Source organism: Idiomarina sp. 017G (genome assembly GCF_004362265.1).
Taxonomy (GTDB): Bacteria; Pseudomonadota; Gammaproteobacteria; order Enterobacterales; family Alteromonadaceae; genus Idiomarina; species Idiomarina loihiensis.
This window is the reverse complement of sequence record NZ_SNWT01000001.1, coordinates 498,631-511,175: the sequence shown is the minus strand read 5'-3', so window position 1 is coordinate 511,175 and position 12,545 is coordinate 498,631. Positions and strand designations below refer to the sequence as shown.

Annotated in this window: 11 protein-coding genes; 7 read left to right on the top strand and 4 right to left on the bottom strand. The window is 46.3% G+C overall.

Annotated elements, in window-relative coordinates; all coding sequences use genetic code 11:
- Positions 1-13 precede the first annotated feature (13 nt).
- The 7 genes from DEU30_RS02515 (at position 14) to DEU30_RS02485 (ending at position 8,756) form a co-directional block, all read left to right on the top strand.
- Positions 14-187: a DUF1328 domain-containing protein gene (locus DEU30_RS02515; protein WP_016341288.1), complete on the top strand. Its 174-nt coding sequence runs from the start codon at positions 14-16 to the stop codon at positions 185-187.
- A 122-nt stretch (positions 188-309) separates the two neighbouring features.
- On the top strand, positions 310-1,989 hold the full coding sequence (locus DEU30_RS02510; RefSeq protein WP_110014012.1) for a carbon starvation protein A: 1,680 nt from the start codon (positions 310-312) through the stop codon (positions 1,987-1,989).
- A 20-nt stretch (positions 1,990-2,009) separates the two neighbouring features.
- Positions 2,010-2,282 carry a cory-CC-star protein gene (locus tag DEU30_RS02505; RefSeq protein ID WP_011233950.1) on the top strand — a complete coding sequence of 91 codons (273 nt, stop codon included), beginning with the start codon at positions 2,010-2,012 and terminating at the stop codon, positions 2,280-2,282.
- Positions 2,283-2,317: 35 nt separating this feature from the next.
- The gene (locus DEU30_RS02500) at positions 2,318-3,328 is read left to right on the top strand and encodes an ArsA family ATPase (RefSeq protein WP_114981375.1); all 1,011 of its coding nucleotides are present in this window, start codon (positions 2,318-2,320) and stop codon (positions 3,326-3,328) included.
- 73 nt (positions 3,329-3,401) lie between these two features.
- Positions 3,402-4,418 (top strand): zinc-binding alcohol dehydrogenase family protein, encoded by a 1,017-nt coding sequence (locus DEU30_RS02495; RefSeq protein ID WP_011233952.1) that lies wholly within the window; start codon positions 3,402-3,404, stop codon positions 4,416-4,418.
- 69 nt (positions 4,419-4,487) lie between these two features.
- Positions 4,488-5,642, top strand: coding sequence for an efflux RND transporter periplasmic adaptor subunit (locus DEU30_RS02490; RefSeq protein ID WP_011233953.1), 1,155 nt, complete (start codon positions 4,488-4,490; stop codon positions 5,640-5,642).
- A gap of 12 nt (positions 5,643-5,654) precedes the next feature.
- On the top strand, positions 5,655-8,756 hold the full coding sequence (locus DEU30_RS02485; protein ID WP_110014016.1) for an efflux RND transporter permease subunit: 3,102 nt from the start codon (positions 5,655-5,657) through the stop codon (positions 8,754-8,756).
- 64 nt (positions 8,757-8,820) lie between these two features.
- On the opposite strand, the gene DEU30_RS02480 is transcribed toward DEU30_RS02485, so the two are convergent.
- From DEU30_RS02480 to DEU30_RS02465, 4 genes are all read right to left on the bottom strand, one after another.
- Complete coding sequence (locus tag DEU30_RS02480; RefSeq protein WP_114981376.1) at positions 8,821-9,864, bottom strand: bifunctional glycosyltransferase family 2/GtrA family protein; 1,044 nt, start codon at positions 9,862-9,864, stop codon at positions 8,821-8,823.
- A gap of 21 nt (positions 9,865-9,885) precedes the next feature.
- On the bottom strand, positions 9,886-10,254 hold the full coding sequence (locus tag DEU30_RS02475) for a hypothetical protein (RefSeq protein ID WP_114981377.1): 369 nt from the start codon (positions 10,252-10,254) through the stop codon (positions 9,886-9,888).
- A 75-nt stretch (positions 10,255-10,329) separates the two neighbouring features.
- Positions 10,330-12,003, bottom strand: a complete 1,674-nt coding sequence (locus DEU30_RS02470) for a M28 family metallopeptidase (RefSeq protein ID WP_114981378.1) — start codon at positions 12,001-12,003, stop codon at positions 10,330-10,332.
- A 41-nt stretch (positions 12,004-12,044) separates the two neighbouring features.
- Positions 12,045-12,518, bottom strand: coding sequence for a DUF192 domain-containing protein (locus DEU30_RS02465; protein ID WP_227016298.1), 474 nt, complete (start codon positions 12,516-12,518; stop codon positions 12,045-12,047).
- Positions 12,519-12,545: the final 27 nt, after the last annotated feature.

Genomic DNA, 12,545 nt, shown 5'->3' with positions numbered 1-12,545 from the left:
CAGTGAGGTGAATATGTTACGTTGGGTTCTTATCTTTCTAGCCGTGGCTGTAGTTGCTGCTATTTTAGGCTTTGGTGGAATTGCCGGAACAGCAGCCGGAATAGCCAAAATTATCTTCTATATCTTTATTATCCTCTTTGCGATTTCTTTAGTTGTCCGCCTGCTTCAGGGTAATAAAAGGCTTTAAATGTTTTAGCCTTTGTTAGATATTAGACATTGGTCGTATGCCAACAGTTATTGAATCTACGATACAATAACTGTTGGCATTTTTCGTTATCTGTCTAACACTACAACAATGAGGCTCTTGCCATGAACGCAATCGTAATGATGGTTCTGGGTTTAGGCGCAATGTTTCTCGGTTACGTTTTTTACTCTAAATTCATTGCTGAGAAAATTTTTAAGCTTGATCCAGACTTCAGAACACCCGCTCACGAATTAGAAGACGGCGTCGACTTCGTCCCTACCAATAAATACGTTCTGTGGGGCCACCACTTTACTTCTGTAGCCGGTGCGGCACCTATTATTGGTCCTGCCATCGCGGTTATCTGGGGTTGGGTACCTGCTTTCTTATGGGTTATTTTCGGTACCATATTTTTTGCTGGCGTACACGATGCTGGCGCTATCTGGGCAAGTAACCGTAATAAAGCCAAATCTATCGGTAACCTGACCGGCGATGTTGTAGGCAAGCGCTCTCAAACGCTGTTTATGATCGTTATCTTCCTTGTGTTACTAATGGTTAACGCAGTGTTCGCCACCGCTATTTCGGGTCTGCTGATTAAATTCTCCAGCTCAGTAGTGCCAGTTTGGGGTGCTATTTTTGTCGCACTTATTATCGGACAAATTATTTTCCGTAAATGGATGGGCTTAGGTGCAATATCCATTATCGGTGTACTAGCGCTGTACGCACTTATCTGGGCAGGTCCATCATTCCCAATAGAGTTGCCGGAAACGGTAATGGGTATTAGCGACAACGCGCAATGGGTTCTTATCCTGTTTGGCTACGCAGCCATCGCTTCGTTACTACCTGTTTGGATGTTGCTTCAGCCACGTGATTACATCAACGGTCTGCAGCTTTTCATCGGTCTTATTTTGCTTTACGGCGCCACCTTATTACTGGCTCCGGAAATTTCAGCACCGGCCTTCAATAGCAACACTCCGGAAGGCACCCCATCAATGTTGCCGCTGTTGTTCGTGACCATAGCCTGTGGGGCAATTTCGGGCTTCCACGGTCTGGTTGCATCTGGCACAACCTCTAAGCAACTTGATAAAGAAACCGACGCCCGTTTTGTCGGATACTTTGGTGCGGTTGGTGAAGGCTCATTGTCGCTGGCGACTATCATCGCTGCCACAGCCGGTTTTGCAACATTAGCCGACTGGGAAGCGGTCTACTCTTCTTTCGGACAAGGCGGCGTATCAGCCTTTGTTGAAGGTGGCGCCAACATTATTAGTCAGGGGCTTGGCCTGGACATTGGCGTATCAGAAACCCTGCTGACGGTAATGGCTGTGCTTTTTGCCGGTACCACAATGGATACTGGATTACGTCTGCAACGCTATATTTTCCAGGAATGGGGAAACCTGTATAACATTAACTGGATGCAAAAAGCCTTTCCGGCAACGATGCTAGCTGTAGGAAGCTGCTTATTGTTAGCCTTCGGTGCTGGCGGCGCAGACGGTTCCGGCGGCTTAGTTATCTGGCCTCTGTTCGGTACCACAAACCAGTTATTAGCAGGGTTGACCTTGTTGGTTATTACGGTCATGTTGGTGCGCTTAGGCCGACCAATGTATTACACCTTAATACCGTTAATTTTCCTGTTGATAATGACAGTCTTCGCTCTTATTGTTCAGCTTAAAGATTTCTATAACAGCGGTGACTGGTTCTTAATGGGTCTGGATTTAGTGGTGCTGGTTGCCGCTATCTGGATTGCTCTTGAAGCTAGCGCAGGCTTAACTAAAATCCGTAAGGAACAAAAAGCCCAGAAGCAGCAATAAGAGTAACGGGAGTAAGTAGCATGAATATACAGTCAGTGCGCCGTTGGTTCAGCCGGGCAAGTGATTTGGCCAATGAGTTTTATAATGCGCCCTATCGCTCTGCTATTGCCCGGGCAAAGCGCGACGAAGACGATTTATTCATGCTACTGGTTTTTTCTGAAATGATGGGCGTGCCGAACCCGGCCGCCTATTATACTTTAGAGTTACAGCCATTAATGCTGGAACGTTTCCACGAATGGCATCAACGCATGGGGATGGAACACTCACCTCTTGATCACTTCCGTTGTTGCTAATTTTATAACCCGACCAAAAACAGGGTTCATTTCTCATGTTGTTAAGCGATAAAAAAGTTTTATTAGTTGGTGGTAAAGGCGGAGTTGGTAAAACAACCGTGTCTTCTGCTCTGGCGGTTCTTGCTGCACGCCAAGGTAAAAAGGTATTGCTGGTTTCAACCGACCCGGCGCATAGCCTGGCCGACGTATTCGACAAGAAAATCGGCGATAAAAAAACTGTTATGCGCGAAAATTTAACCGCATTAGAAATTGATCCTGACCACGAAGTTAAGGCTCATATTGAACGCGTCAGTTCTCAAATGAAGCGTTTTACAAACCCCGATCTCTTTCCCGAAATTGAACGCCAGATGCGTTTAACCCAGCAGTCTCCGGGAGCCCAGGAGGCTGCTTTGCTAGAGCGCATTTGCAACGTCATTGATGAAGCAGAGAAAGACTACGATTTGTTAATTTTTGACACAGCCCCGACCGGTCATACTTTGCGTTTACTGACATTACCCGAGGCTATGGCAGCCTGGACGCAGGGAATGCTGCGCTCGCAAAAGCGCTCTGAAGACTTTGATTCAGTCCTTGAGCATTTATCACCCAAAGCTGGTAAAGATATTAATAACCCAATGGCTGACCCTCAAGACAATGCCAGCGACGGTATGTCCGACCGCACTAAAGCAATTACAGAACAACTATTAACACGACAGAGGCTTTTTCAACGAACCCGACGCTTACTGCAGGATAGCAGTTACACATCCATTCTATTTGTGCTAACACCAGAACGTCTCCCTATTCAGGAAACTGATCGGGCACTGCTGTCGTTAACCGCGGAGAAGTTACCCGTTGGTGGTGTTGTTATCAATAGAATATTGCCTGAACAGGCCGACGGCAGCTTTTTGGCCAAACGCAGGCTTCAGGAAAAAACTTACATAGAAGACATTCACAAACGTTTTAAAGCATGGCGAAATTACTCTCTTTATCTATTAGAAGAAGATGTCCAAGGTCTTGATGCATTAGAAGCCTTTGCAAATAATCTGGAGCAAGCAGGATTTTCTGCCTAACTGCCATTTTTTTGTCATCGCTTTCTCTAATAATACGTATACAGTGTGATTGTTGTTAATTAAGGAGAAGACTATGCGCGCTGTAGGATACAAAGAATCACTTCCGGCTGAAGATCCAAGTTCACTGCTGGATATTACTGTCGATGATCCGGTTCCCGGAGCCAACGATTTACTGGTTAAAGTTAAAGCCGTAGCCGTTAACCCGGTTGATACCAAAATCAGAATGCGCATGGCGCCTGAATCTGGCCACAAAATTATTGGCTGGGATGCAGTCGGGGAAGTTGTCTCTGCCGGAGATAAAGTAACAGGTTTTAAAACCGGAGACCGTGTTTGGTACGCGGGGGACTTGACCCGACCAGGTTGTAACGCGCAATTGCAAACCGTCGATTATCGCATTGTAGGCAAAGCACCGGAGAACCTCGATGACACTCAGGCAGCCGCCCTTCCACTGACCAGCATTACCGCCTGGGAAATTCTGTTTGATCGCTTACAGGTTGATAAACCCTCACCGCACAACAAAAGAACGTTATTAATCATTGGCGGAGCCGGTGGCGTTGGTTCGGTCTTAATTCAGCTTGCCGCGCAGCTAACCGATGTCACCGTTATCGCTACGGCCTCCCGCGCAGAGTCTCAACAATGGGTAAAAGCTCTGGGGGCTGACCACGTTATCAATCATTACGACGACTTAGCTGAGCAGATAGAGTCTGTTGGCGCCTCTCCGGTAACCGATGTGGCCTGTTTGACTCATAGCGAACAGTATTTCGCACAATGCATGAAATTAATGGCTCCTCAGGGTCGCTTTTGCCTTATAGATGATCCGTCAGAAAGTATCGACATTACCCTGATGAAACAAAAAAGTATCAGCTTGCACTGGGAGTTTATGTTTACCCGTTCTATGTTTACTACAGCAGACATGATAAAGCAGCAGGAATTACTGAACCATATTGCGAAAATGGTCGAAAAAGGCCAAATTCGTTCGACTCTGGGTAAAAGCTTTGGCGAAATGAATGCGAATAATCTTCGGAAGGCGCATCAGGCATTAGAAAGTCAGAAAACCATCGGAAAAATAGCGCTAACTGTCGCTGAATAGTTTTACAAACATACATGAATGTATGTATAATTCCGGATTGATATAAATTAATAGGTCAGAGGTAATTTAATGAACACGCGTTTTAGGTTTGCCCCCATTTTTGCCGCGAGTCTTCTGTTAACGGGAGCACTAACCGCATGCAGCGACCAACAACAGCAGCAACAAGGCCAGCAGCAAGCAGCTCAGGTTGATGTGATTACCGTAACGCCTGAGTCAATCAGCCTTAGTACCGATTTACCTGGACGTACAGCTGCCTACCGAGTTGCTCAGGTGCGTCCACAAGTTAGTGGTGTATTGCTGAAACGGACTTTTGAAGAAGGAACTTTTGTAGAGAAAGGACAACAACTCTATCAAATTGATCCTGCCGTTTACGAAGCAGAATTAGCCAGCGCCAAAGCTGAAGTTGAAAGCGCCAAAGCTGTGCTGCGCAGCTCGGAACTTCGTTATAAACGCTTTCAGGAATTACTTGAAGAGAACGCTGTCAGTCAAGACGAATTTGATAGTGCAGAAGCCACTTTTTATCAAAACAAAGCGGCTGTTTCAGTCGCTGAAGCCCAGTTAAAAAATGCCCGTATTAATCTTGAATATACAAAAGTCAACGCCCCTATTAACGGTGTCATTGGCCGCTCTAATTTCACTGAAGGTGCATTATTAACGGCGTCGCAGACTGAGCCTTTGGTTACGATTAATCAACTGGATCCAATTTATGTTGATATCAACCAGTCCAGTAAACAATTTATGGAATTACAGGCTGATATAAAATCTGGCCGTATTCAGGCGAACGAGAAAGGTAACGCACCCGTTCGTCTAAAATTAAATGGTCTGGATTACGATCAAAAAGGTGAGCTGCTTTTTTCTGAAGTCAGTGTCGATGAGGATACAGGAGCAATTCTATTACGTGCTGAATTCCCTAACCCGGATAAAACGCTGTATCCCGGCATGTTTGTGCGTGCTGAAGTGAGTGAAGGCACTATTAACTCAGCCATTAAAGTACCACAAACAGCCGTAACTCGAGACCCCAGAGGACGACCTTATGTCATGCTGGTAAATGATGACAAAAAAGTTGAACAACGGATGATAACGACAGAACGCGCTGTAGGCAGCAGTTGGTTAGTATCTGAAGGCCTTAAAGAAGGCGATACCGTTATCACTTCAGGTCTGCAAAAAATTCGTCCGGGCGCATCGGTGACTATCGATTCATCTAACTCTGAACAGCAGCAGTAAGGGAAGTCAGTAATGGCCAAGTTTTTTATAAATCGCCCGATATTTGCCTGGGTTATCGCGCTGCTGACCATGATGGCCGGTGCTATCGCGATGCTGCAGCTACCTATAGCTCAGTATCCGACTATCGCTCCGCCTGCAGTCGAAATTCAGGTGAGTTACCCTGGCGCTAACGCCGAAACCGTTTCAAATACCGTAACCAAAGTGATTGAGCAGAATATGACAGGTATAGATAACCTGCTCTACTTCTCTTCTCAGAGCAACTTTGGCAACGGTACCGTTAGTCTGACTTTTGCTTCAGGAACGGATCCTGATATTGCTCAGGTGCAAGTTCAGAATAAGCTTTCTCAGGCAACCCCCCAGTTGCCTCAGGCAGTTCAGGCTCAGGGCATTACCGTTAGTAAAGCAAGTAGCTCATTCTTAATGGTAGCCGCACTCGTGGCCTCAGACGACCGTTACTCTCAAACCGACTTAAGTGACTATATTGCGTCAAATATTCAGGATCCTATAGCCCGTACAACCGGCGTTGGTAACGTTCAGCTCTTTGGCTCGCCCTACTCAATGAGAATTTGGGTAGACCCGTCAGCGCTGGTTAACTACGGCATGACAATGGCTGACCTTAAAAGTGCTATTCAGGCACAAAATGCTCAGGTTGCTGCCGGTGAACTCGGTGGTACCCCAGCCGTAGAGGGACAACGTCTAAACGCAACCATTATTGCGCAAACTCGTATGTCTGATGTCTCTGAGTTTGAAAACATCACCTTAAAAGTGTTGTCCGATGGTTCGCAAGTCCTTCTTAAAGACGTTGCTGAGGTCGAAAAAGGCGCAGAAAACTATTCCATTCAGGCCAATTATAACGGTAAGCCGGCAACAGGTCTGGCAATTAACTTGCAGACCGGCGCTAACGCCCTGGAAACAGCCGATGCGGTAAAAGCGCGAATGGCTGAACTGGAAGAGTTTTTCCCTGATGGAATGGAGTTGGTTACAGCGTACGATACGACTCCCTTTATCAAAATCTCAATTTCAGAAGTTGCGCAGGTTTTAATAGAAGCCATTATTCTGGTCTTCCTGCTGATGTTCGTTTTCCTGCAGAACCTACGCGCTACCTTAATACCCACCTTAGCAATACCGGTGGTTATTCTGGGAACCATGGGGGTCATGGCATTAGCTGGTTTCTCAATTAACACCCTGACCATGTTCGGTATGGTGTTGTCCATCGGCCTGTTGGTTGATGATGCCATCGTGGTTGTAGAGAACGTTGAGCGCTTAATGTCTGAAGAGGGCTTGTCACCCAAGCAGGCAACGATTAAGTCGATGGGACAAATTACCGGTGCACTTGTTGCTATCGGTGTTGTTATGGCCGCGGTATTCGCACCTATGGCCTTTTTCCCAGGCTCGACTGGTGCCGTTTACCGACAGTTCTCACTGACCATCATTACCTCGATGGGTCTGTCTGTTCTCGTCGCAATCGTGTTCTCACCAGCATTGTGTGCCACCCTGCTGAAACCGGTTAAGCACGACAAAAGCAGTGGCTGGGGCCCGCTTGGTTGGTTCAACCGTACCTTAGAAAAATGGACCGATAAGTACACCAATACCATTCACTCAATTTTACGTCGTACCGTACGGTTTGGCGTACTTTACCTGGGTATTATTGGTATTCTGGTGTTCTTATTCATGAAATTGCCAGCGGCCTTCTTGCCCGACGAAGATCGCGGCGTATTCTTGACTCAGATGCAGTTACCGGTCGGTTCGACTATTGAGCAGTCGGTTAATACCATGGACAAAATAGAAAACTATTACCTTAACCAGGAAGATGCGGTTCAGTCAGTATTTTCTGTTGTTGGTTTCAGTTTCTCAGGACGAAGTCAGGCTAATGGTATCGCCTTCGTGCGTTTGAAAGACTGGAGCGAACGTGACGAAAGCCAGAGTGTTAATGCCGTTATAGGCAGAGCTTTTGGGTTCTTCGCTGGTATTAAAGAGGCGATGATATTTGCCTTTAACCTGCCACCTATTCCAGAACTTGGTGTTTCCAGTGGTTTCAACCTGTTCCTGCAGGATCGCGGTAACCTGGGTCATGCAGGTTTACTCGAAGCCCGTAACCAATTGCTGGGTATGGCAGGACAGAACGACAAGCTGGTACAGGTACGTCCAAATGGTCTTGAAGATGCGCCACAGTTGCGTATTGATATCGACTTTGAAAAAGCTCAGGCGCTGGGACTGACTATTACCAATATCAATGAAACCTTAAGCACAGCCTGGGGCTCATCCTACGTTAACGACTTTATCGATCGGGGCCGGGTTAAAAAGGTCTATCTGCAGGGCGAAGCGGAATCGCGTATGTTGCCTGAAGATATCAACGAATGGTATGTCAAGAATAACCAGGGTGATATGGTGCCATTTAGCTCATTCTCGAGTTGGGAATGGACTTATGGTGCCCAGCGAGTTGAAAGCTATAACGGTGTTTCTGCAATGGAAATCCAGGGGCAGGCAGCTCCGGGAGTCAGTACCGGCGAAGCCATGATTGAAATGGAAAAGATGATTGCTAAGCTTCCTCCGGGTATTGGTTTCGAATGGACAGGTATTTCTTTACAAGAGCGTCAATCCGGTGATTTTGCGCCGATCCTTTATAGCGTATCGCTGATTGTTGTATTCCTGTTCCTGGCAGCCCTGTACGAAAGCTGGTCAATACCATTCTCAGTCATGCTGGTTGTCCCTCTGGGTATTCTGGGTGCTGTCGTTGCTGTTATGCTTCGCGGTATTTCTAACGATGTTTACTTCCAGGTAGGTCTGCTGACAACCGTTGGGGTGTCGGCAAGGAACGCCATACTGATCGTTGAGTTTGCGAAAGACTTGCAGGCTCAGGGTAAAGAACTACTGGATGCCACTCTGGAAGCCGTACGCTTACGTCTGCGCCCTATCCTTATGACGTCCTTAGCCTTTATCTTTGGTGTTATGCCTCTGGCGCTAAGCGATGGTGCAGGTGCAGCAAGCCGTAATGCCATCGGTACCAGTGTTATAGGCGGGATGATTGGTGGTACTGTACTGGCAATCTTCTTCGTACCATTATTCTTCTATGTTGTACGGCGAATATTCCCGCCTAAGCAAGCTGAAGAATAACGAATAGCGGATACAAAAAACCCGGAGCTTAAACTCCGGGTTTTCTTTTTAAAACGACAACTTGTTAAGCTGCTTTTTTAAAGACCAAGCGTTTTTGTCCACCGTAACTCAACAAGAAGACTAAGCCTTCCGCTAATGGCTTACCAATAAAGGGAGTAACACCAAGGTAGCGGAACGCCTCTGTAAGGCCGTAATTAGCTGCCACTAAGACAATGGCGAGACAACTGTATTTAGTTGCATCCCAGGCAACATGAGACCCTTGTTTGAATACCCATTGGCGATTCAAAGAAAAGTTGAACACCCCGGATATAACTCGAGCCAGAACAATAGATTCCAACACCTGACCGGAGAAAAAGTAAGCTGTTGCAAAAACGGAGTAATCCAGGCCGGCAGACAAAATCCCAATACTCGCAAACTTTAAAAACTTTTGGTAAATTTTTATCGAGTCGATTACTGGTCGGTAATGACTTGTTTCATTACCCTCTTCATAAACCGTGGTTATTTCCTGAGAATTTATGCGATAGCCGCAGCGCTTAGCCGAAAGCAGCATTTCTAATTCAAACTCATAACCTGAACTGGTAAAGTGAACTAACTTTTCAAGAAAACCCAAAGGAATTCCGCGCAGCCCTGTTTGGGTATCTTTAATGTCCTGCCCCGTTACCAGTCGAAAAATAACCCGGGTAAATTTATTACCGAGTCTGGAACGAAAAGGAATGTCTTTTTCATCGAAAGTGCGGCTACCCAGCCATAGCTTATCCGGGTATCCTTTTAGGCAGGTACAGATAGCAAGAATGTCTTTAGCCAAATGTTGGCCGTCCGCATCTGCTGTGACAGCACCGGAACAGCGTTCATCACTTTGCTTGATGATCCAGTCAAAAGCCGTGCGCAATGCAGCGCCTTTTCCCTTATTTTGCTCATGGCTTAGAACATGAACACGATGGCGATCAGCCAGTTGCTGAAAAACGTCTGAGGAGCGACTACCGTCATCAACAACAATAATACCCAGATAGTGATTCCATTCTGGATCTTCAGTGGTAATTCTATCAATAAGCTCCAGCAAGTGCTGGTCGGGATCCAGCGCCGGAATAACAATATAAGGTTTTTTCATTCCAGCACTGGACCTTTGTTTCTATGGTTTTTTGTCCTGATCTTCTTTGACTTCGTACTCTCCATCAATAACCGAGCCACGGTCTTCCTTATTATTTTCATAATGTTCTTGTTGTTTTTGATGCTGCCGCTGTTGCTCCTGATAATGCTGCTTCGCTTGTTTACGCATGCGCCAGACCTGTTTAATAGTATGACGTTGACGCCACATAACCGGAATCATCAGCACAAATAGTACGGCCGCGATGACCATGCCAAAAGCCAGCCCAAGGCCTATCAGAACCAATAACAAAAAAAGGCCCAGCAAACGGCTGAGCCAGTTACCGGAGGATGAACCTCCGGCGCGTGAACCCTGGTTGAAACGGACATAAACTTTATCTCGTTTATGAGTCATAACTGCTCCTAAAAAATGACTACAAAGCTAAGACAACATAAGGCACAGACCGTTCCTACAAGGTTATCTTAACGTCTATTTACGCATATCTTCTGTTGCTTTACGTGCCGCTTCAAATTCATTACCCGGTGCCCATTGAGGCCATTCACGTGAGTTTGCTAACTCATTACCGATTGAATAAAAAACGGACATATCCTGCTGTACACCACGTAAATCCCAGTTTTCATCAAATTCATCAGCCGGTTTATGATAAGCATCGCGGTTAAATATAGCACGCTGCTCTTCAGTCCACTCACGGCCTTTTTCAACATGGTCATTGCCGCCTTTAGCGTAAAGCATTGGAACACCTCTTTTCGCCAGATTAAAATGATCTGAGCGATAGAATGAACCCACTTCAGGAGTTGGCTCAGGTGCTACATAACGATCTTGGGCCTTTACGTAGCGTTTCAAGTAGTCTTCCATAGAAGAATTGCCATAACCTACGACAACCATGTCTTTCATCGGCCCATAAACATTCATAACGTCCATATTGATACCACCAACGGCTTTGCCCAGTGGCAGCATTGGATGCGACGCGTACCAGTCAGAACCAAGCAGGCCACTCTCTTCTGCACCGACCGCAGCAAACACAATAGAGCGCTCTGGTTGTGGCTCTTTGGCAAACTGCTCAGCCATAGCCATTAATGCAGCCGTGCCCGAGGCATTATCCTGCGCACCATTATAGATAGGATCATCTTCACGCACCGGATCGGTTCCCAGATGGTCATGGTGAGCCATATAAATAACGTGTTCTTCTGGATACTTAGAGCCTTCGATGTAACCAATCACGTTATTGGTATCTAAATATTCAAATTTGTTTTTAACCGTCAATGAGGCTTCAATGTTCAGCGGCTGAGGCTTGAAGTCACCACTTAAAGCCAACTCTCGCATTTGCTCTAAATTTTTCCCAACACTGGCGAATAACGCGTTAGCGCTTTCTTCTGTCACCCAACCTTCAATGGCTGAGCGGTCCATATTCTTGTTTTCACGTTTTAAGTCAAAACGCACTGGAGAACCACCAGCAACAACGCCCCAACCGTAACCGGCAGGCCCTGTTTCGTGTATTACAAACGCGGCTTTAGCTCCCTGACGCGCGGCTTCTTCATATTTGTATGTCCAGCGCCCATAATACGTCATGGCATTACCATTAAATAGCTCTGAATCTCCGGTTGCATAACCCGGGTCATTCACCAGCATAACAACGGTCTTACCTTCAACGTCCAGTCCTTCGTAGTCATTCCAGTCGTATTCAGGAGCAACAATGCCGTATCCGACAAAAACGACGTCGCTGTTTTCGACGTTAACTTCGTCAACCACACGCGGTGTCCACGCCATCATTTCAGTACGATACTTCATAGACTCGGGTGCTGAATCACCAGCAAAGTTCAGAGAACTCACTTTATACGGCATCAATTTGACTAAGGGGACGGGCTGACGGTAGCTGTCATTTTCCTGGTCATACGGCTTCAAGCCCCACTCCCGAAAATTATTTTCAATAAAGCTAACCGCTTTCTCGCCGCCGGCTGACGCAGGTGCGCGCCCTTCAAACTCGTCAGAAGATAACGTCTTTAGATAATCCCGGTAATTGGGGTTAAAAGCTGAATCCTGTATATCGGCAACCGCTTTATCTGTTTCTTTGTTTGACTCGTTTGCCGGCCCGCAGGCAGCTAGAACACTTAAGCTCAGTGCTCCTAATATGACGTACTTCATGGTTTCTCCTTTTTTATTACTCTTCATTATTATTTTTTACCCTATTTTTGCTTACAACTTTCGCCCTCAGCTTTTCTTAATTGATCGCCCATGCGAATATCATGCTCAGCAAAGAATCCGCCATTTACCTCAAGCACACTCCAGTAGTTTTTCCCCGGAGAATAGCTTCGGCATTGCGTCGGATCATCGCTGCCGCAAGGTCGCATCGTGAAAGTTTTCACAATACGGCCCTGTCGATCAAGGTAAGCAATATCTAATGGAATTAATGTCTGATACATCCAGAAACCACTGTAGCCCGGACGTTCATTGCCGTAACGGAACCACATACCTTTATACTCGCCCAGTGACTCACGCTGCATTAACCCCCGCGCTTGTTGCTGCTGATTATCTGCCAGCTCGACGGTTAAAGGTTGTTCAAGTTCGCCCAGACAAACTTCGGTTTTATCAAATTCTTGTGGTTCAGGAACATTCCATTGTTGCGCCATACCGCAAAAAGGTAAGGCGCTGATTAACATAAAAAGCACTCGATAGTTCATTCGCTT